Annotated in this window: 14 protein-coding genes; 7 read left to right on the top strand and 7 right to left on the bottom strand. The window is 59.5% G+C overall.

Annotation, left to right across the window (positions count from 1 at the left end; all coding sequences use genetic code 11):
• The coding region (locus tag JAO29_RS18380; RefSeq protein ID WP_334269722.1) for a hypothetical protein at positions 1-235 on the top strand (235 nt) is incomplete at its 5' end.
• Here JAO29_RS18380 and JAO29_RS18385 read toward each other — a convergent pair.
• From JAO29_RS18385 to lpxC, 5 genes are all read right to left on the bottom strand, one after another.
• Positions 214-2,100, bottom strand: a complete 1,887-nt coding sequence (locus tag JAO29_RS18385; protein WP_334269723.1) for a tetratricopeptide repeat protein — start codon at positions 2,098-2,100, stop codon at positions 214-216. The two genes, JAO29_RS18380 and JAO29_RS18385, sit on opposite strands and share 22 nt — an antisense overlap.
• Positions 2,101-2,192: 92 nt before the next feature.
• Positions 2,193-5,633 carry an Ig-like domain repeat protein gene (locus JAO29_RS18390; protein WP_334269724.1) on the bottom strand — a complete coding sequence of 1,147 codons (3,441 nt, stop codon included), beginning with the start codon at positions 5,631-5,633 and terminating at the stop codon, positions 2,193-2,195.
• 183 nt (positions 5,634-5,816) lie between these two features.
• Complete coding sequence (locus JAO29_RS18395; protein WP_334269725.1) at positions 5,817-7,058, bottom strand: lipase family protein; 1,242 nt, start codon at positions 7,056-7,058, stop codon at positions 5,817-5,819.
• A gap of 243 nt (positions 7,059-7,301) precedes the next feature.
• Positions 7,302-7,766 (bottom strand): 2-amino-4-hydroxy-6-hydroxymethyldihydropteridine diphosphokinase, encoded by a 465-nt coding sequence (gene folK / locus JAO29_RS18400; RefSeq protein ID WP_334269726.1) that lies wholly within the window; start codon positions 7,764-7,766, stop codon positions 7,302-7,304.
• A gap of 17 nt (positions 7,767-7,783) precedes the next feature.
• Positions 7,784-8,704 carry a UDP-3-O-acyl-N-acetylglucosamine deacetylase gene (gene lpxC, locus JAO29_RS18405; RefSeq protein ID WP_334269727.1) on the bottom strand — a complete coding sequence of 307 codons (921 nt, stop codon included), beginning with the start codon at positions 8,702-8,704 and terminating at the stop codon, positions 7,784-7,786.
• Between the two features lie 135 nt (positions 8,705-8,839).
• On the opposite strand from lpxC, the gene JAO29_RS18410 reads away from it, so the two are divergent.
• From JAO29_RS18410 to JAO29_RS18435, 6 genes are all read left to right on the top strand, one after another.
• Positions 8,840-9,976, top strand: coding sequence for a M20 family metallopeptidase (locus tag JAO29_RS18410; protein ID WP_334269728.1), 1,137 nt, complete (start codon positions 8,840-8,842; stop codon positions 9,974-9,976).
• A gap of 496 nt (positions 9,977-10,472) precedes the next feature.
• Entirely contained in the window at positions 10,473-11,405 is a 933-nt protein-coding gene (locus tag JAO29_RS18415; RefSeq protein WP_334269729.1) for an energy transducer TonB, read from the top strand.
• A 348-nt stretch (positions 11,406-11,753) separates the two neighbouring features.
• On the top strand, positions 11,754-12,548 hold the full coding sequence (locus JAO29_RS18420) for a DUF3050 domain-containing protein (protein ID WP_334269730.1): 795 nt from the start codon (positions 11,754-11,756) through the stop codon (positions 12,546-12,548).
• A 356-nt stretch (positions 12,549-12,904) separates the two neighbouring features.
• Positions 12,905-13,459, top strand: a complete 555-nt coding sequence (locus tag JAO29_RS18425) for an RNA polymerase sigma factor (RefSeq protein WP_334269731.1) — start codon at positions 12,905-12,907, stop codon at positions 13,457-13,459.
• Positions 13,456-14,142 carry a hypothetical protein gene (locus JAO29_RS18430; RefSeq protein WP_334269732.1) on the top strand — a complete coding sequence of 229 codons (687 nt, stop codon included), beginning with the start codon at positions 13,456-13,458 and terminating at the stop codon, positions 14,140-14,142. Before JAO29_RS18425 ends, JAO29_RS18430 begins: the two co-directional genes overlap by 4 nt.
• A complete protein-coding gene (locus tag JAO29_RS18435; RefSeq protein ID WP_334269733.1) occupies positions 14,139-14,891 on the top strand; it encodes a secretin N-terminal domain-containing protein in 753 nt (250 codons plus the stop codon). Before JAO29_RS18430 ends, JAO29_RS18435 begins: the two co-directional genes overlap by 4 nt.
• 258 nt (positions 14,892-15,149) lie before the next feature.
• On the opposite strand, the gene JAO29_RS18440 is transcribed toward JAO29_RS18435, so the two are convergent.
• Together JAO29_RS18440 and JAO29_RS18445 are read right to left on the bottom strand one after the other, a co-directional pair.
• A complete protein-coding gene (locus JAO29_RS18440; protein ID WP_334269734.1) occupies positions 15,150-19,652 on the bottom strand; it encodes an NHL domain-containing protein in 4,503 nt (1,500 codons plus the stop codon).
• A gap of 310 nt (positions 19,653-19,962) precedes the next feature.
• Complete coding sequence (locus tag JAO29_RS18445) at positions 19,963-21,039, bottom strand: Rieske 2Fe-2S domain-containing protein (RefSeq protein ID WP_334269735.1); 1,077 nt, start codon at positions 21,037-21,039, stop codon at positions 19,963-19,965.
• Between the last annotated feature and the right edge of the window lie 47 nt (positions 21,040-21,086).

Genomic DNA, 21,086 nt, shown 5'->3' on the forward strand with positions numbered 1-21,086 from the left:
AGCGAAGCGGCACAGCCGCGCAGTCGAAGGATCTGCGGTTCCACCCATCACCGAGCCGTCACCCGATCACCAGTCACACGCTCCCAAAAAAGAAGAGGCACCAAGGGCGCCTCCGGAGAGCGTTACATCATGTGGATTCTTTATAGGCCCGCCACCACAACCTGTCATGGTCACGATGACCCATCTTTTTCTCCACCTTTCGATTGAGTTCCGCTACTCCCCATCCGCCGCCTGACCGGCCATCCATGCGCGTGCCGCCTTCAGTTGCGGCAGGTCGGCATCTGCCTTGGCCCATGCCCGCAGCAATCGTGCATAGTCCGCCGTCGCGTCGCTCCGCCGATCCGCCGCCACATCGGCCTGCGCCACTCCATAAAGCGCGAAACCCGATTCGGGGCGCTGCTTCAAGGCCGCCTCATACGCCTGCTTCGCTTCGTCGTTACGCTTTGCCCGCAGCAGCGCATCCCCACGAGCCTCTTGTACCGGACGAATGTAAAACGGCGGCTCGCGATACCCCAGCTCCTGCTCAGCATCAGCTGCCTTCGTGAACATCCGATCGGACTCCACCCCGCGCCCCTCCCCTAGCAGAACGCTCGCACGCAACTCCATCGCCGCGACATCCAGATAGCTGTACACCGGCATCGTCATCGCATCCTTCGACATCGACATCACAGCCATCCCGGGCATCTCCTCCGGAACCGGAACCGGCTTCTGCTTCACCATGGCGTCCATCGCGTCGCTCATCGCCATGGCCGTCTTCTCATCTCCCCGGTTAAGAGCTTCCATGCCTCTCGTGTAGTTCAGCATCGCCTCCCGCAGCTCCGCCAGGTTCTTCAGCGCCGCGTCCGGTGAGCTTCGCTCCAGAGCTTCCGTAGCACTCCCCCACGCTCCCGCCCGCAACAGCACCGGAAGCGCCACGCTCAGCCGCGTCATCCCATCTCGCGGAGTCTGCCGGTAGAGCGTAGGCCCAACCTCGCCTCGCGCATGCGTCAGCTTCTCTGACGTCTCCATCGCCTCGCGAAACCGTCCCGCCTCCATCTCATCCGCAACCAGGTACATCAGGTTGTGCACGTAGTTCCAGTCATTCGCCACGGTTACATGCTGAGTCTGCATGTACGCCTCATCCACTCGCATCGAAGCAACAAACGATTCACGCGCCGACTCATAGTCCCCGGTCCTGTAGAAGATGTGCCCCGGCATGTGCACCATATGCCCGGATGCAGGAGTCAGGACACCCAGCTTCTCCGCACTCTCGAGCGCCAGCTCCGGATGATTCCCGGGCTCTACGGCATGAATCCAGTAGTGGTTTGCCGCCGTATCGTCCGGATGCTCCTTCAGGATCGCCTGAAGAATTCGTTGCCCCTCCGCGGTTCCTGCGCGCGGCTCGCCCTTCCTGTCGAAGCCGTCCCGTAACGACTCCGCCAGAAAGATTCGCGACTGCACATCCTTGGGCTCCAACGCCACCAGCTGGCGATACAGCTTGGTCTCTTCGGAATCCACATGCGGCGCACTCTCCGCCGCCACAGGCTTCTTGGCTGCATCGGGCTTGGCGCGCATCTGCTTCAACGCCTCTTTCTGCTCCGCTACCGCAGCCACAGGCTTCTTGGCTGCATCGGGCTTGGCGCGCATCTGCTCCAGCGCCTCTTTCTGCTCCGCTACCGCCGCTTCAATGTAGAGCTTCTCCGCCTTACTCGCATGCTTTTCAATCGCAACCGCACGACTCAGCGCACTCTGCGCCGCTGGAACAGCAGCGCTCCGAAAGGACTCTGCCTTGTAGAGGCCCCAGTAACACATCGCGCACTTCGGATCGACCCGCACCGCCTGCTCAAATGCCCGCGCCGCCTCGTAGTCCCAGAAGTCGTGCAGAAGATTCAGCCCTTGCGTGAACCACGCTCGAGCCTCCTCGTTCGCCGCCGTAATCTTCATCGAGCTGTTCCCTATGCCGGTCATCTTCACCGGCACAGGCAGCTGCTCCGGCGTCACGACTTCCGCAGCCGTCTCGCCGCCATGGCACATCGGCACCTGCTGCGCTCCGGCGCTCCCTACCCATACCCCGGCAGCCAACCCGCCCAGCAGAAACACTCTTCCGATCCAACACCCCATAAGTCCTCTCGCCCCCAAGCCATGCCTGACCCACCAGCATAGACCCCGAACGGCGCTCTACGAAATTCGCGCGACGAGAGGAACGCCGCGAGTTATTTCACCGTCAGGTGCAGCGTCGTCGTATGCGACAGCGCACCCGAGGTCGCCGTGACGGTAAAGTCATACGTCTGCCCCGACGATTGCCCTCCAGAACCCGCATCCTTACCGCTGCTGCAGCCGGTCAACCCTGCCATCCCGATCATCGACGCAATGACCATGACGATCAAAACGGCGGTGGTAGCCACGCGGGACCGCGATCGTCGAAGCCTGCCCCCGAATGGCAGCAGGATCAGCCCAACAACCACCGGCGAGGCCTCCCAGTTCAAAGGAGCGAACCGTGGCTGCATCGCCGCCTTCGCTCCCGCGGTCACCGTGATCGTGACATTTGCCGCTCCGGAGCCTGCCGGAATCGTCGTTGGTGAAAACGTCGCTGTCCATCCCGACGGCAATCCCGCTGCGGTAAAGCTGACAGGCGCGGCCAATGCGCCTCCATCGGGCGGCGCAAGCATCAGCGTGTAAACCGCACTCCCACCTGCAGACACCGTAGCCGAGGTCGAACTTCCACCTGTCGGCGCCACGGTGAAATCTTCCATCGTCACCGCCACCGCGCTGCTGGCCTGCGACACAAAATTCGGGTCTCCTGAATAGACTGCCGTGATCGAGTGCACTCCCACGGCCAGCGACGAGGTAGTGTAGCTCGCCGCTCCGGAACTCAGATTTGCTGTGCCCAGCAGTGTGGTCCCGTCATAGAACGAAATCGTCCCTCCCGGTGTCGCCGCAGAAGACGAGACGGTTGCTGTAAACGTCACGGCATTCGATACCAGCGCCCTGTTGGTGGAAGCCACCAACAGGACCCCCGGACTCCCCTTCGTCACCTCTAGCGTGACCGTCTTCGACGCTGTCGTGTAGTCGTCCGGCGAGACAGGAGTGAATGTCGCCGTCAGCGTCTGACTCCCCGGGCCCAACACCGTTCCCGCCGCTGGCATATAGGTGAAGCTTCCCGTCGCAGTCGACTGTGCATTTAGCTGTGCAGAGCCAAGCAGCGTGCCGTACGAGATCGGGGCTGGAATCGCCCAGCTGATCTCCGGCGTAGCCTGCACTCCCGTTCCCGACAGAGACAGCGTCTGCGTCGCATAGCTCGGGCCGGCAGCGTTGAGTGTATCGTCCGTCAGCACCAGCGAGCCCTGAATCGCTCCTATGCTCGACGGCCTGAAATCGATAGAGAGCTGGCATGATGCACCGGCTGCGAGTACTCCCGGGACCGACGAGCTTGCCTCGACCACCGGGCATCCCGACGACGAGTTCGTATTCAGGGTAAAGCTCGAAGAAACGCTTGGATTGTCTCCCGTGTCCGAAATCGGAAAGCTCAGTGCCGCATTTCCGATGTTCTTCAACGTGACCGTCTTGGGGCTGTCTGCGCTGGCTGAGTTAAAGGGGGCAGTCGTAAAGCTCAGACTCGGCGCCGTTGCGGAATCGACCTTCCATACCGCAGTGGTGGAATAGTACAAATTGCCCGCACCGTCGAAAGCTATACCCAGCAGATTTCCTCCATTGATAGAAATCCCACTCTCGACGTAGGAGTTGCCTGAAGGTTCTTCTTTCAGGATGAAAGAACCCGCTGGTAAGTACAGATTTCCGCTGGCGTCGACTGCAATGCGATCCACGGCAGACGACGTGGGAATGATGCTCTCGGTATACCCGCTGCCATTCCAGGTCTCTTTATAGATGCCATAGCCGTTTCGCGGAATGTAAAGAGTTCCGCTCGCGTCCACCGCGATTCCTATAGCTGCAATGTAGCTGAAGATCTGGCTGCGGGAGTAAGAACCTCCCGTGTACGTCTCTTTCTCGACTCCAATTCCTCCGCGTCCTACGTAGACATTTCCTGCACCGTCCACCGCCAGCCCCATCACTGTGCCCAGGGTCCCATCCACGATGCTCTGGGTATACCCGCCGCTCCCTGTCGGCGTCTCCTTGTACACCCTGTAGGCATCCTGATCGCAGATGTAGACGTTCCCCGCACCATCGACCGCTACATTCGTCGGATAACTCAGCCCCGTCGCGACGACCGACTCCGTATAGCCGCTTCCGTTCCATGTCTCCTTGAAGACAGCATTGTTTGGATGGTTTTCAGAGAACGCCTGCACAAGATACACATTCCCCGCTCCGTCCACAGTCATCGTGTAAACCGTGCGATGGAACGGAAGCTCGCTCAGCGCCCCGGGAGGAAAGCTCACCTGCGGTCCAACCCCGCTGCCCTGGAGATAGGTCGTGCCGATTGCATCTCCGGATCCATTCGTCAGAACTACGGCGCCGTATCGCACACCCGGAAATTTTGGCTTGAACGATACCCCCATCGTGCAGGTATCACCGGCATTGTAGGGGTGACCCCAATTGCAGCTGGAGCCGTTGCTTGTAAAATCCAGGTCCGGCGTCCCCTGGGTTACGATCTTCGGCGTACCCGGGCTGCCAGGAGTATCGAAGGTAAAGTACAGCGTGGCTGAAGGCGCGGCAGTTCCGACCTTCGATGAGCCGAAGTTCAAAGCCGAGTTCGGCGGCAGTTCCTTCAGGATAAGATTCGTGTCCGGTATCGTCTGCAGAACATAGACGACTCCACCGCGGTCCACCGCCAGCGAGAGTGCGTTGTTCAGATAGCCCGTCGGGAGGACGCTCTCGACATAGCTTCCACCGGAAAGCGTCTCCTTCAAGATCCGGTTATGTGCGGTGTCGGCGATATACAGATTCCCGGCGCTATCCGCCGCGATGTCCCATGGAGAGGCAAGCCCGGTCGATACAATCACGCTCTCGGTATACGTTCCGCTGGAGAAGGTTTCTTTCAGGATCCGATTGTTACCCGTGTCGGCGACATAAACATTCCCGCTCCCATCCACCGCCACACCGTGTGGAGAATTCAATGCACTCGCGACGGTAACTTCGGTGTAAGTATCCCCGGCGGGTGTCTCCTTCAGGACGCGATTATGCCCGGTATCCACGACATATACGCTCCCGGCGGCGTCCACCGCCAGCGCGCCTATATTTGTCAGTGCGCTGGTTGGAACAGCGCTTTGGGTGTAGCCCGAGCCCGTGGGCGTCTCCTTCAACACGCGGCCCGTGCCGCCATCCCCGAAGTAGACATTCCCGCTCGAATCTACGGCAACCTGCTGCGCCTGCACCGAGGCCGAGGCAATCGTGCTCTCCGTATAGCTTCCATTGGAGTAAGTCTCCTTCAGTACCCGTGCATGATCAGCGTCGGCAACGTAAACATTCCCGCTGCTATCCACGGCGATACCCGCGGGCTGGTCCATGGAGCTGGTTGCAATCGTCGTCTCCGCCCCGATCAGGTGAACCGTCTGGGCAACACCGGCTTCGCATAAGCCGCACAGCACGGCTAGCAGCGCAAATTGGAATACTGGCTTGGCTGGTTGCGACAAACGACCGCGGAAGATGACGGTCACGAGAACATCTGCAAGGCGGATAAAGCGATCAAAGAAAAACAAGGTAGACCTGCTCCTGTAACTTGCTGTCACTGACAACACACACCAATAGAACCGATCGCGTCCTGATGTGGGCGAACGGCTCCCGTCTCCGGATAGCGGCGGATATGGGAAGTCACTGATTTACAACGATGGCCAAAGATACCATCCATCCCGGCACGTCTCTGCATAGATCGGCGACAGTCCTTACTTCATCGCAGCCGAAGGTAACGTTGAACAGTTTCCACTCGCAGGCTTCCCCGCAAACCGCTCTCCCAGCCACTGCTCCGCATCATCCGCACCCGCTACCATCGACCCATTGTGATCGAAACCCGGAAATGCGCGGTAGTCCACCACATTGCCATCGGCGCAAAGCTTCCGCACCGATGCATCCGTATCCACCGGTCGCACAGTCACGTCATCGCCGCCCTGCAAAATCATCGACGGCACCGGGATCTTCAACAACGCCGGCTCATTGCGGGCCGCCACCGTAAGAAACGGACCCAGAACAGGCTGCGGCAGAAACTGATCCTTCGCGATCGCCGTCGACCAGTATCCCGTCGTCAGCGAATGGGTCATGCATCCCACCATCAGATCCGGCAGATGGCTGATCGCCTCCGCCGTCAGGATCTGCTTGAGGTCGATCTCCGGGTTGTACTTTGCGTATGACTCGAGCACATAGAGCAGATACGGCAAACCAATCTCAAACTTGTCCGATTGAACGATCGAGCTCAGGCGAGCCGCGATGTTCGATGCCGGAGCAAACGCAGCATCTCCCACCAGCGTCAGCTCCGGCGCATACTTCGGCCCCTCCATCGCCGTAAATAGATCCGCCTGTCCTCCCTGCGAGTGCCCCATCACGGCATAACGCTTTCCAAGGGACGGCTCAATCCGGCGCGCCGCGCGAATCATGTCGAGCGCATTCTGGCCATTCGGAACCCCCTGCAGGAAGGGATGAAAGCCGCCGACACCAAGACCCTCATAGTCCGTCGCCACCACCGCGTAGCCGCTCGCCACAAACCGGTTCAGCAGCCTCTGAATATCTGCAATGTAAGGATGCTCCGGGCCGTCGACCGTGTCCCGCGAAGGCCCGCAGATCGCTGCCATTCCCGTAGTGCCATGCGTCCACGTGATCACCGGCCAGCCGCCCGCAGGAGCCTTCCCCTTGGGAAGGGACACAGTGCCGGAGACCGCCACCGGGCGGCCCTCCGGATCGACAGACATATAAAGCACCAGCGTATTCTGTGCCGCCGCTGGCAGAGCCATCGTGCCGTCCAGCGGGCGCGCCCAGATCACGGTTCCCCCCGGCCCGGTAGGAAGCTGCGCCGGAGGAACATAAAACGCGTCTCCCGCAGGGCCAGCTTTCACAGGCCGCGCGCACAGCGAAGCCGCGCTCAGCAACAAAGCAACACAGCCTGACAGAAGGAAGTTACGACAAGGTAAAGCCATATTCAGTCCTCTCGGGAGAAGCGCGAACATGCGCGCGCACATACAAACCGCAGTTCAGCGGCAATCATGATCGTTTGTCGGGGTGAACAGTCTAGAGATGAAAACCCTGCATGATCAGGCACTATACCGGCCAGAGCAGGCACAGAAGTATGGCTCTTAAGAGGAATGGATAGGCAAGCCCCGGCCGGATACTCTGATGACGATTACCTTCTCATCAGTCGGCTCGCCCTGGATCCGGCTCACTCATTGCAGTCCCCGCAGCATCTCCTCTACGCTGGCTCCCAGCACCGGATGGGTCCACTCCCCGGCAATCTCCGCCAGCGGCTCCAGCACGAATCTCCTGTGCTGCATCTCCGGGTGCGGTAGCGTAAGCTTTGGGGTATTCACGATTTGGTTTCCGTAGAACAGCAGGTCCAGGTCGATCACCCTCGGCCCCTTCGCGATCACCCGCTCACGCCCCATCTGATGTTCGACCTGCAAAAGCGCCCGCATCAGCTCCGGGGGAGCCAGATCGCTCTCCAGCAGCAGCGCCCCATTCAAAAATCGCGGCTGATCCGTGTATCCCACCGGCTCGGTATCGAAGAAGGACGAGACCGCCTTCACCTCACCCAGATTCCCCAGCCTTCGTATCGCCTCACGAAGGTTCCCTTCCCGGTCTCCAAAGGAGGAGGTCAGGTTAGACCCGAGCGCAATCGCTGCCAGTGCCATTAACCAGTAAAACCCTCTTAAGCGGTTACGGGTTCGAGGCGCCTTGCGGACTTCCCGACCTCGGCTTCCGGCGTCTCGTCATAGCCATGAACCATCTCCCACGAGGAGCGGTCCTGCAGCAGCCGCTGCACCAGGGCAGTGTGCATGGCATGGCCGGCGCGCTCGGCCACGACCCTTCCCTCAATCCGGCGTCCGGCCAGCGCGAGATCTCCAATCAGATCAAGAACCTTGTGACGCACAAACTCGTCTGGAAACCTCAGCGGCCCATTCTCCACACCCTTGCACGAAAGAATAATGGCGCTCTCATCCGAAACCCCGCGAATCAGCCCCATATTCCGCAGCATCGCCTCGTCTTCCTTGAACCCGAAGGTCCTCGCCGGAGCGATCAGCTTCGCGTAATCTCCCTCCGCAAGATCCACCCGCAGCGTCTCATATCCAATCGGCTCAGGAAAGTCGATGGTGTAATCGATCGCGTAGCCCCTGCCCGGGTAGATCCCGATAAACTTGCCGGAGTCCTCCACCTCAACCGGCTTAAGCACTCGCATGTACTCACGCCTGCGTCTCTGCTGCTTCAGGCCCGTCTCTTCAAACGCATGAATATAAGGGAACGAGCTTCCATCCAGGATGGGAACCTCAAGATTGTTGATCTCGACGATCACATTGTCCACGCCGTAGCCAATCAGCGCCGACAGCAGATGTTCCGTCGTTGAGATCAGCACGCTGCCGCGCATCAGGCTGGTCGCGTAGCTGACCTTGGCGACGTTGCGGCCTGTCGCCGCAATCTCAAAGTTGTCCAGATCGGTTCTGCGGAAGACGATGCCCGAACCCGCAGGCGCCGGAACCAATCGCATCGAAACTGGTGCCCCGCTGTGGAGACCAACTCCACAGAACTCAATTGCCGATCTGATCGTTCGCTCGAGATGAGGGGCCGATGCCACGAATAAGGGTCTCCGGTACAATCCGCTAGTTAGGCTACAGCAAGGTTAAACACTTTTAATGTGTCAAAAAAGACACATCTCCACTTCCGCAGCGCAAGCTTAAACTTTCTAAACATATAAAGCTAAAAGAGATACATGAGTATCAGCGACATCGCCGCCAAAACCCAGGGGAAACTTCCATGGTTCCTCCAGCATCTCGAAGAGCTCGTGCGCGTCGAGAGCCCAAGTGAAGATCCTGCTGCAGTTAATGCCGCTCAGCAGCTGACCGCGGGGTGGGCCGCGGCCCTGGGGGGGAAGACGAAGCGTTACCCCCAGAAAAACTTCGGCGATGTCTACGAATTGCGTTTTGGACCGACACGTTCCCGCCAGAGACCCGTCCTCATCCTCGGCCACCTCGATACCGTCTGGCCGCACGGCACCCTCAAATCCATGCCCTGGAGCAACAAGGGCGGCAAGCTCTCCGGCCCCGGAGTCCTCGACATGAAGGCCGGCGTCGTCATGGCCCTCACCGCCGTCTCCGTTCTGAACGAACTCAATCTCCTGCGCCCTGTCACCCTGCTTCTCGTCTCTGAAGAAGAGATCGGCTCCCTTGTCTCGCGCCCCATCACCGAGCGCTTGGCCCAGCAGTCCTCCGCCGTCTTCGTCCTCGAACCCGCCCAGGGTCTCGCCCTCAAGACCGCGCGCAAGGGCGTCGGTCACTACGATCTCCACGTCACGGGCATCGGCTCACACTCCGGAGTCGACTTCGAACGCGGCCACTCCGCCGTCCTCGAGCTCGCCCGGCAGATCGAGCGTATCTCCACCTTCACCGACCTCTCGCGCGGCCTGACCGTCAACCCCGGCGTCATCTCCGGAGGAACGCGCTCCAACGTCATCGCCGCCGAGGCCCACGCCGAGATCGACGTCCGCATCGCCCGCGCCGCCGACGAGAAAAGAGTCGACCGCCTCTTCCGCTCCCTCAATCCCTTCGACAAGGCCTGCAAGCTCACCCTTACTGGCGGTCTCAACCGCCCACCCATGGAGCGCAAGGCCGGGACCATCGCCCTCTTCAAACAGGCCAAGCGACTAGCGGCCGATCTTGGCTTCTCCCTCGAGGAGGCATCGACCGGAGGAGGCTCAGACGGCAACTTCACCGCCGCCCTCGGCGTCCCCACGCTCGACGGCATGGGAGCCATCGGCGCCGGAGCCCACGCCGCCCACGAGCACATCCTCGTCGAGCACATCGTCCCCCGGACCGCGCTGCTCGCCGCGATGCTCGCCACCACCGGCTAGTTCTTCCCTCTGAATTCAAACCTGTATATTGCGTATCGAGGCTAACGATGAAGCGGCGCCAGGGCGGAGAAGCCATCTCCACGCCTCCTGTTGCGATTCAGCGCGTGCTTTCGGCCAGGAGTGCGAGGGCTCGCATCACACCTCACGTCCTTCGCGCGGTGATACCGCCACATATATCGCATTGCATGCCGGTTCCGTGAAGTTCTCTGAGAGATTACCGTCTGACTCACCTAAAACACGGTAGTTCTGGAGTAAGGTGCGATCCTATGGTTTCCGCCTGGTCCTTTAGGGTTATTCCTAACCCTCAGTCAGAGTAGATAGCCTTTTTAGAGTTACTTAGTGAACATAGGGGTCTATCTTGAGGCGTGCTCTTTGCCTACTTCCATTGCTGCTACAGCTCTATATTTCGCATGGCATCGGCCAGACAAACCCACCTGGTGCAGAAAATCCGCTGTCGGCTGCTAATGCCCTTCCGCCAGCAAAATCCTCCGAAGCGGTGGACAGTCTATTAGGTGCTGCGTATCGCAGAAATGTGCTCGCATCGTCTCCCGGTCCCTACCACTTTGTAGCCTCTCTCGAGACCTTCGATCCTGAAGGAAAGCCGGAAGGGGACGGCACAATTGAACGTTGGGTGACTTCTGATGGCCGCTCGAAGACCGTCACCCATTTTGGCAACCACATGATGACGAGTTTCGAGGATCACGGTAAGAACCTCTATACCGATGATGGTTATGTCGGGTCCATCATGTCCTACTATGCGCGTGGGTTTCTCGACCAGCCAGCACTGCCATGGTTTGGCACTAACCGCCGAAAACTGCAAACTAGCACGGCTTCCATGCAGGGCGAAGTGCTGGATTGCGGCGCATATCGGTTTTGGATCGAGCCACCGGGATATCCGCCGATGCCGATGGATGACTTTTGCGTCTCACAAACCACGGGCAACATGGCTTTACGTCAAATGCAGAACTTCAACATCCGGTACGAGGACTACAGTTCATTTCTCAAACAAGCGATCGCCCGAAGAATCACAGCCTCCAAAGGTGCACACGTTCGTTGCCGGATCAAGATCGATCTACTCGATCAGGCGGCTCTGGATGAGGCGCAGATCACCCCACCTCCTGATGCTTCACACACCTCTCTCGAGCCGAATATCTGGGCCACGGAGCCTGCCGAGACAACTCCGGTATCCACTCCTAGAATTTTCCCGCCAAATCACCTGGCAGTATCGCATGCAAAGGGTTTGGCTGAGCTATTTGTCTTAATTTCTCGAACAGGTACAGTCATCGACGTAGAGCCTCTCTTCGCGTCCTCGGTCGATATAGAGAAGTTTGCAACCCAGATGGTGAGGACCTGGCGTTATAAACCTGTACTGCGAGGTGGGAAGCCACTCGAAGTGATTACGCTTACACACTTGCCACTTCAATTCTGATCGATTCGTCTCAAATCTATGGCTGGGCAATACAGGCTAAAACGTCAAAAAATATCGTGGAGACACACTTGCCGGGTGCCCCATTCATGGCGCAGCCTCATCGCGGCATGAGTGGGACATTCGGGCGAAGCGCGAAGCCATTCCACCCCACCAAACATCAGTCATTTCGACCGAAGCGCAGCGCACTGGGAAGAATCCGCTTCTCCACCCATACCGCTCCTCAGCCGCGCCCGCCAGCGAAAGGTGTCACCCTGAGCGAAGCGGCGCAGCGGAGCAGCCGCGCAGTCGAAGGATCTGCGGTTCGTTCGCGCAACCGCACCAACCGGTCCTCCACGCGATAATAAAGACGTGCAGACCACCGAAACATCGCTCTCCGTCGCCGCCATCCAGATCCGCATCGCTCCTCTGCAGCAGCGCCTCCAGACGCATCCTCTCTACGCCTCTATCCGCACCCTCCCGCAGATCCGTCTCTTCATGCAGTCGCACGTCTTCGCGGTCTGGGACTTCATGAGCCTGCTCAAATCCCTCCAGCGCACCCTTACGTCGGTCGACGTCCCTTGGGTTCCCACGTCCTTTCCCGAAAGCCGTCGCTTCATCAACGAGATCGTTCTCGGCGAAGAGACCGACCAGTACCAGGGCCGCACCATCAGCCACTTCGAGCTCTACCTCGACGCCATGGAGCAGGCCCGGGCCGACACTGGCGCCATCCGCCGCGTCGTCGACCTCGCCCGCACCGGCGCCCTTAGCCTCGAGGCCGCCCCACCCGCCGCCCGCGAGTTCGTCGAATCCACCTTCCGGATCATCGGCACTGGGTCACCCGCAGCGCAGGCCGCCGCCTTTGCCTTCGGTCGCGAAGATGCCATCCCGGAGATGTTCCGCGCCTTCGTCCGCCACTTCAGCAGCGAGCTTGGCGGCGAACTCGACCTCCTCGTCTGGTACCTCGAGCGCCACATCGAGGTCGATGGCGACGATCACGGCCCCCTCGCGCTCAGCATGGTCTCCGATCTCTGCGGCGACAATCCCGACCTCTGGGCCGAAGCCACGCAGGCCGCCGAGGACGCCATCCACGCCCGCATCCGCCTGTGGGACGGCGTACTCACCGAGATCACAAACGCACCACCACCTCATCCGGTGTCATCCTGAGCGAAGCCCGAAGGGGCGCGATCGCAGGATCTCGGCCCAAATTGGTACTCAGCGCCCCTGGATCGATCAGCCGCTCCTTCGTCTCAACAGCACCGCTCTCCCACAGAAGTGTCATCCTGAGCGAAGCGGCGTAGCCGCGCAGTCGAAGGATCTGCGGTTTCTTCCTTCCATCCTCTTGTCCCATGACTGCGAGCCTAGTGCCCCCCCTTTGCAGCGCAGCAACCAGGTGGAATCGAGATGAGTGCGGCCTCCTTGCATGAGTGGGCTCCTTAGCGAAGCTCGGGCCGATCGCGGTCCCCTGAAATAATCGTCGAGCGAACAGCGCACCTCTCCGTCTGTTCTGGTAGATGGGACCTATGGCCGCGATCGAGGAATACAGTCTGGTGTTGTCGTCCGCTAAGAGTGCCGGTTCAGAGATCGACCTCACCGCGCTCGTGGAGACCTACTCCGCGCTGCTCTTCCGCGTCGCCTACTCCATCCTGCGCTCCCGCGCCGAGGCAGAAGATGCCGTGCAGGATACCTTCGTTCGCGTCCTCCAGCACCGCCGCTCTCTGCCCGAGGTTCGCGAGATGCGTGTCTGGCTCATCCGCATCGCCTGGAACCTCGCGATCGACCGTCGCCGCCGTACGCGACCCGAGTCCATGGATGCCGCCTTCGCCGAGAGCCTCATTGCTCCTGGCATCTCCGCCGAAAGGGCTCTCGACGAGGCCCAACAGTTTCAGGCCGTCCTGCGCGAGCTTGAACGTCTGCCGAAGAACGAGCGCCACGTCCTCCTGCTCTCCTCGCTCGAAGAGCTCGACAGCCGCGAGATTGCAGCCGTCCTGGGAAGAACCGAATCCGCCGTACGCGCCCTGCTCTTTCGCGCGCGAACTCGCCTGCGCGAACGGCTCGAGAAAGGAGCCAGCCGATGAAATACTCGCCACAAAAACACGTCGGCGATCACGGCATCGACGATGCCATCGATAGAACACTGGCCGGTCTGCGCGACACTCCCGTCCCCGAAGGAATGGAGCGCCGCATCCTCAAAGCATTAGAAGAGAGTGGCAGTGACCGCTCCCGGCCCCGACGGTCTCCGATCTTCCCCTGGAAGATCGCTGGCGCCTGCGCCACAGTCGCTGCCGTGGCGCTCTTCTTCATCCTCATGCCTGGCCGGCAGCACACACCGCGCGGACCTGCAGGATCGCACTCGAATCCGCAGCCCACAGCCAGAACTGCGGTGAACCCACACCGCGCAGCCACCATTCCTTCGACTGCTACCAACCTTGCATCGAACACGCGTCCCCATCCGCCACGAGAGCAGCGGCTCCATCGCACTACAGCTGTCACTTCGACCGGCGCCGAGGCCACAGAACCCGACCACAGCCACGTCAACCTTCCTCCACCACCGCTGCCGCTTACGAGTGAGGAGCGGATGCTTCAGCAGATTGCACACGCTCGTGCGCCGTTTGAGCTCGCCATGCTGACCCCTGATCGAAGAGCAGCTCAACAGCAGCGCGAACGCGCCGAATTCGACCAGTTCTTTGCTCCGTCGGAGGCAGCGATGGAAGCCGAAAAACTCAATAGCTCCCAAACCCCTGAACGAGGCAAACCATGAGACCCGTCCCCGGAATCTGCAAGATCACTCTTATCCTGTTGATCGGCGCAACCGCAGCATGGGCCCAACCCGGCCCTCCTCGTAACGAGCCGACGACCTTCCAGACCTTCTATCTCAGAAATGCACCGCGAATCCAGGATGCCAGCGAGATTCTTGTTGCGGTGCGCAATATCGTCACACCTGCGACGAAGCTCACCATCATTCCGTCGCAAAATGCTCTCCTCGTGGATGGGACCTCCGACCAGGTCACGCTAGTGCGGAAGATTCTCGACGATATCGATCGTCCGCAGCATACTTACCGCATCCTCTACACGCTTATCGATATGGATGGCGCCAAGCGTATCGGAGAGCAGCATTACTCCATGGTGGTTGCGCCCGGTCAAAGAACCATCCTGAAGCAGGGCAGCCGCATGCCCGTCGTGGTCAACAGTCCGAAGAACCCGACCGATTCCGAGATCACCTACCTTGACGTGGGAATGAACTTTGAGGCGACCCTCAGCGAAGTCAGCGGCGGAGTCAGCCTTAAGTCGAAGCTTGAACGATCCAGCATCGCTGAAGAGAGATCTGGCATCGGACCGCAGGATCCCATCGTTCGCCAGTCTCTGGTAGAAGGAACCGCCTTCCTGACGCCGGGCAAACCACTGACCATCGGCTCCATCGATATCCCCGACAGCACCCGCCATCTCGATGTTGAGGTCACAATGGAGCCGCTCACCTCCGATTCCTCGAGAAAGGCCGTCAAGCCCTGATCCCTCGCAATCCCTAGAAAACCAGGCGGATAGACTCTGCCGATTCATTCGGCTCCGCCTGATAGCCTTAAGAAGATCAAAACTATAGGGACCCCGGCTTCTGCCGGGGTTCACCTTTTAGACACTCAGGAACAGAGGTCCAAGGCTAACCCTATATTTTAGAAGACTTTGCACAAAAACCGGGGGAGGGGTGGCAGCCCAAAAGAGATGCCCGGCAGAATGACTTCTGCCGGGCGGTCAGTTCGGACTAACTGTCAGTTAGTTCGTGACATTGAGGGTGAAGCTAGCTGTGTGAGACAACGATCCTCCGTTGCCTCCTGTTGCCTGAGCCGTGACAGTGACTTTTGCCGCGGTGGCATTGGTCTGTGGACCCGAAGATCCGCATCCAACCATTCCAATCATGGCTCCTGCTGCGAGAACCACCATCAGCACATGCGCCTTGCGCAGATTGAACCTTCTACGCTGCCAGAACAGCAGACCGCCAAGCAGAGCTCCCGGAAGGAAGAAGTTGGCCGACACCAGCCGCTGAGTCGTGATGGTCAGCTGCGAGGTCTGAACCTTGTTCGATCCGTCTGCGGTAAGCGTAGCCGGAGCGAACGTGCAGGTGACTCCCACCGGTAGGCTGCCGCAGCCGAAGGTTACGGTTCCGGTGAAGCCACCCACCGGGGTGAAGGTGAAGGTTGCCGTTCCAGTATCGCCAGCCTTGACCGTCAGCGTGCTCGGGTTCGCAGTGAGCGAGAAGTCCGCGGGCACGGTATTGACGACCGAGATCTGGATTGTGGTCGCTGTTGTCGTGGGCTGATAGTTGCTATCGCCCGAGTACGTAGCCTGGACCGAGTAGCTTCCTATGGCCAGGGTTGAGGGAACCTGCAGCGTAGCCTGACCGTTGGACAGCGCAGCCTGCTGCGGGTTTCCGCTGCCAACCTGGTAGCTGATCGTTCCGGTAGGAACGGCCAGACCGGTAGCTCCGCTCTGCGCCGCAACGTTCACGGTGATGGTTCCAGTCTGTCCGGAACCAACCGAGACCGGTTGCGTTGCAGGTCCAGTCAGCGTGGCTGCCGCCTGCCCAACGGTCAGGGCAACAGGAGCCGTCGTCTGGCTGGTGGTGAAGTTGCTGTCACCGGCGTACACAGCGGTGTAGCTGTGGTCGCCCGCAAGAGGAGCTGCGATGTTTAGAGTTGCGGTCGCAGCGACTCCCGCCGATTGCTCTGAATAGTGAGCCTGCAGGCCGCTACGGCTGCTGCCAACGACGATGGGATCACCACCGAGCGCTGCGGTTCCTACGAGCTTGGTTCCGTCGTAGAAGCTGACACTTCCGGTCGCCGGGCCGATGGAAGCGGTAATCGGGGCCCTGGGTTGAGCCGGCGAACGCACGATTGCCGGCCGGTAAGTGGCGTTCGGCGTGACAGTAGCGCTCAGCGTTACTGCCTGACCATACGTCGCACTGGAGGAAGGCGTTGCCGTCAAGGCGGTGGTCGTCGTGCCGGCTGTGTTGGTGAGATGGAAGATCGCAGGAGTATCTACTCCCTGAACGCTGGCAACAATCTGGTAGCTTCCAGCGATGCCATTCGCGGCAGAGAAGAAGTAAGCCGTGCCATCAGACTCTGTCGTGCGAGTACCAGAGCTCGCGGTAACTCCCGCTCCCGAAGGCGGAACTGTGAAGTTGACCGTGGCATTGGGAACCGGATTGCTGTATTGATCCAGTACCTTCGCCTCGAGTTCTTGCTGGAAGTAGCCGCCAATGACGACCGACTGCCCGTCGCCACTAACGACCGTGATAGAGGTGGGCGTACCGGCGTTGACCTGTACTGTTGCCTGCCCCATCACTTCAATGTTGGCCGTGTCGTAGACCGTGATGATCTGCGAGCCCGCGGTCTTCAGCGTCACCGGGAAGGTGTGCACGCCATTGTCCGCGGTAGTAAAGGTGTAGTCCTCCGGCAGGCCTGCGACCGCATCGCTCGACTTGAGATGAACGGTTCCAGTGTAGGAGGTGAAAGCCTCGTTGCTGCTGTCAGCAGCCGTCACCGTCACGTTGAAGGGGGTTCCGGCATCGGAGTTGACCGGAGCACCTGTAACCAGGAAGTGATCCATGCCAGGGAGTGCATTGCCCATGACCAAGATGGCCTGTGGAAATGCTTCACTGCCGGCTGCGCCGCTTATATCGGTCGCCAGCATAATATAACCCTGCTGCATGCCTGCTTGTGTCGGGTGGAACTTCACAGCTACATTGCAGGAGCTTCCGGTGTTCAGCGTAGTCCCACCTGTGCAGAGCTGCGAAGCATTGTCGTCGCCGGGGAATCCGTCAGGATAGCTTGGATTGCTTCCGGTAGAAGGAGTCAAGAAGGTCACCGATGCGTTACCGACGTTCTGCACGGCAACCGTCTTGGCGCCATCACTGCTGTCATGGCCAACCGCAGTTTGGGAGAACGTGAGCGCTGCTCCGCTCACAACGGCCACGGTTACCTTATTGGCGTCCGAATCAGAGGTAGCGAGATAGAGGCCGTTGGTGGCAATGCTATCCACGTTACCCGAGTTGTTGACGATGGAAATGCCACTCACTGGATCAATCGAGAAGTCAGTGGTCTGGACGAGGGAGACAGTTCCATCCGTCGTGATGCGGAGGATTTTCTTGTTTGTGGAGTCGGCGATATAGAGATTTCCGACTGGATCTACAGCGACTCCCTTGGCATGACCCAGCGTGAGGCCACCCGTGCTCATCACCGATGCGGTTCCATCGACGGCAACCTTCACTACATGGTCGGTATCAGCGATAAAGACGTTGCCTTTGGAGTCAACGGCAACTCCCTCGGGGCTATCGAGAGTAATGCTTCCCGTGTTTAGAGCGCTTGCACTACCCGCGGCTGTGATCTTGACGATACGGCTGTTTCCCTTATCGGCAACGTACAGGTCTCCTCTATCAGTCGCAGCGATGCCCGATGCACCACTAAGGCCGTCCCCGAGGGGCACTTGAATCTGCGACGCGGTACCAGAATACGCGACCCCGCTGATGAGGTCCCTGTGAGAGGGAGTGACTTTGACTACATACGAGTCGTATGCATCGACGATATACAGATTTCCCTGAGCGTCCGTCGCCAGTCCCGTCGGCGCCTCTGTTGGAATACTGCCTGTACTGAGCGTTGTAAGCGCATTGAGATTAACAGCTTCCTGAATTCGTCCCTGATCGGCGATGTACCCGTTGCCGTAGTTATCGAAGGCCAGAGCTGTGGGGTGATTCAGACCGGAGGAAAGGGTCAGGTTCGCAGGGTTCGGATAGGTGGGTGAGTACGCGATCTGCGCCCCGGTTGCCTCCCCGGCGAGAGCCAGCGTGTATTGCGTATTGTTCGTGTCGACGAACGCCAGTGGAGCCGTGCGGTGCCCCGGAGAATTGGGATTGAAGGTGACACTGAACATGCAGACTGTTCCCGCCGTAACACCCGAGAATCCGTCCGTAAGACAACCGCCAGTGGGGATGATCTTGAAATCAAGGGTTTGCGCACTGCCATTGTTGCTGGCAAGGCCGACGGACTTGAAGACCATATCCCGGTTCACGACAACGGCGACATCGGCTGTGATGCCTTGACCGACAGGAGTTGCAGCAAGTGTCGCAACCGTCGGATGGCCGCTTATGGCGCGTACAACGTGGTTGGACTCATCGGCAACGTAAATGACTCCTTTGCTATCAATCGCGAGTCCAGCCGGGCTATTGAGCGATGCCGCAAGAGCAAGACCGCCGTCGCCAGAGGAGCCTGCAGTGCCATTTCCCGCGAAGGCTGTGATCACGCCGCCGGTGCCAATCTTGCGGACGCGCTGAAGTGTGGAATCGGAAACATACATGTTTCCCGAGGCGTCGAACTTTATATCGGTGATACTTCCGACCTGGGCATCCAGGGCGCTCCCATTGTCTCCGGCAGAGCCGCTACCTGTGGTGCCATCGCCAACCACTGTCTTGATGTATCCGGTGCTCGCAAAGACTTTGCGTATCCTGTGATTGCCATTATCGCCAATATAGAGGTTTCCAGAAGCATCCAAGGCTATAGCGACGGGTCCCCAGATATTGGCTGAGGTCGCTGCGATTCCATCATTGTTGTATGCAGTCGTACCGGTGCCTGCAACGGTGGTGATTTTGCCATCCGTTCCGATCTTCCGGACACGCTGGTTGCCGTTGTCCGCGAAATAGACGTTGCCGCTCGCATCGACAGCGAGACCGAAAGGAGACTTCAGCATTGCAGCAGTCGCAAGACCACCATCTCCGCTGAAACCGGCCGTTCCGGTCCCGGCGAACGTCGTGATCATACCGTTGGTGTCAACCTTGCGGATACGCTGGTTGCCAAAGTCCGAGATATAAACATTGCCCGCAGCGTCGACCGCCACAGCCTCTGGAGTATCGATTTGTGCCGTAGTAGCGTGACCGTTATCTCCGCTGTAGCCGGCGGTTCCGTTTCCAGCAAACGTCGTGATCTTACCGCTGGTGTCGATCTTACGAACACGATTACCAAATAGATCAGGGACGTAGATATTGCCCGCCGCATCAATAGCGGGCCTGACAGGGTATATAAACTGCGCCGAGGTCGCTGCACCCTCGTCGCCGCTATCACCGGATGTACCGTTGCCAGCGAAACGGTTGATCGTGGCAGCAAACTGCACAACTGGCCCGCTGGCCGAGGCTGCGAAAGCCTGACCAGAGAAGATAGCTAACGCAGAGAGAACCAGAAGAAGAGAACGCCGAGCAAAACCACGACGTATGAATGAAGCAGAAGACATGTAGGCACTCCAAAGATGGACCAACAGTAGACACTGCCAATGCGGCATGGCCGCAAAGGGTCTTGCAAACAAAGAACGCTAGTTGTGGATTCAGGATGGGGCGTACATCAGCCTGAGGAAGGGCCGCTGCGCTAGAAAAGCGCCGTGAGGATCAATGAAGCTGCATTACCACTCCGCAGCGAGCTTCTGGAGATATGTCACCTAGACGACCGAACAGGCTGGATCATTTCATAAAGGACATCGAAGGCCGAATAACCCTTTCGTGCTATCGCACCTTCTTCACCCCTTCGAACCAGGGGTGAGTCCTCACTCAGCTACGCCAGTGGAGCGTCACCGGGCCGGTGAGAGGGTGCTCCCCGGTTCCCTTCAGACGTGCCTGTTTGAGGGCGAAATACCACTTCGCGGGCTTGTCTGCGTCATCGATCAGCATAAGTCCAGGATGAAATCGCAATCCCTGCGACTGCTCGATCATGGTCTGCTGATCCTGTTGCACGAATCGAGCGCCAAAGAAGCGAGCGATAGAAGTCACACCCGGAATGTTGTAGAAGACATTCCATGCGGCGATGACATCGATGCGGCAGGTGGAAGGTGTCACCGGAGTAACCGTCGTGAGGCTTGAGAACCATTTGGCTCCGGCGCGAATGGTCTCGTAACGGCGATTGGGAAGAACGAAGTCGATCGTGGTCGTGATGGGCTCGCCGTAGACGCCCAGCAGCTTGTAGGGAGCCGAGTTGGCGCTCGGAGCATGCGAAGACATGCGGAAACCCTGTGGAATAGGCTCGAAGTGCTTTTCCTTCTCGTGAATGCTCGCGCGGCTGCGCCACCACCACGCCTGATGCACAAAGGGACCGTGCGCAGGATCCATCAACCCGATGATGCCGTGGTCGACGTTGCAAGGGAGATCCGCGACCAGGTGCGCACTGCGATAGCGATCGGAAAACTTGGGAAGCTCTGGAACCGGCGGAAGCGAACCGAAGGTACGTCCGGAGCCGGGCTCCGGGACATACACCCACGCGTAGCCGTCGCGCTCCTCGCATGGATAGGCACCTGCATAGATCTTGCCAGGTTCAAGGCTCTCGAATTTTGTGAGTGAGGGGATCTCGGTGCACTGCCCACTGCAGGGCTCAAACTTCCATCCGTGGTATTTGCACTGAACGTTTTCGCCATCGAACCAGCCTGCGGAGAGAGGAATCCCACGATGCGGGCAGAGATCGCGCATGGCGAACAGTCGGCCATCACGCTTGCGGCCCAATACCAGCGGAACTCCAAGCAGGAGAGCCTGGGTCATCTTGCCTGCCCGCAGTTCTCCGCAGCGCAGAGCCGGGTACCAGTCCCCGAAGATCAGCTCGGCCGCAGGGCCCGGGAGGATGGGAAGCTCCGGGGTCATCCGTGACGTCCGTGTGCACGTCGGCATTCTGGATGTTGGGGAAGTAG

The sequence above is a fragment of the Edaphobacter sp. HDX4 genome (assembly GCF_036877565.1).
Taxonomy (GTDB): Bacteria; Acidobacteriota; Terriglobia; order Terriglobales; family Acidobacteriaceae; genus Edaphobacter.

What these genes read in the sequence shown, in the direction of transcription:
- folK (WP_334269726.1), bottom strand. Translation starts at nt 7,766, where the DNA reads ATGGCACTGGCAGCGATTGCGCTCGGGTCTAACCTGACCTCCTCCTTT.
- JAO29_RS18385 (WP_334269723.1), bottom strand. Translation starts at nt 2,100, where the DNA reads ATGGGGTGTTGGATCGGAAGAGTGTTTCTGCTGGGCGGGTTGGCTGCC.
- JAO29_RS18410 (WP_334269728.1), top strand. Translation starts at nt 8,840, where the DNA reads ATGAGTATCAGCGACATCGCCGCCAAAACCCAGGGGAAACTTCCATGG.
- JAO29_RS18425 (WP_334269731.1), top strand. Translation starts at nt 12,905, where the DNA reads ATGGCCGCGATCGAGGAATACAGTCTGGTGTTGTCGTCCGCTAAGAGT.
- JAO29_RS18445 (WP_334269735.1), bottom strand. Translation starts at nt 21,039, where the DNA reads ATGACCCCGGAGCTTCCCATCCTCCCGGGCCCTGCGGCCGAGCTGATC.
- JAO29_RS18440 (WP_334269734.1), bottom strand. Translation starts at nt 19,652, where the DNA reads ATGTCTTCTGCTTCATTCATACGTCGTGGTTTTGCTCGGCGTTCTCTT.
- JAO29_RS18395 (WP_334269725.1), bottom strand. Translation starts at nt 7,058, where the DNA reads ATGGCTTTACCTTGTCGTAACTTCCTTCTGTCAGGCTGTGTTGCTTTG.
- JAO29_RS18435 (WP_334269733.1), top strand. Translation starts at nt 14,139, where the DNA reads ATGAGACCCGTCCCCGGAATCTGCAAGATCACTCTTATCCTGTTGATC.
- JAO29_RS18430 (WP_334269732.1), top strand. Translation starts at nt 13,456, where the DNA reads ATGAAATACTCGCCACAAAAACACGTCGGCGATCACGGCATCGACGAT.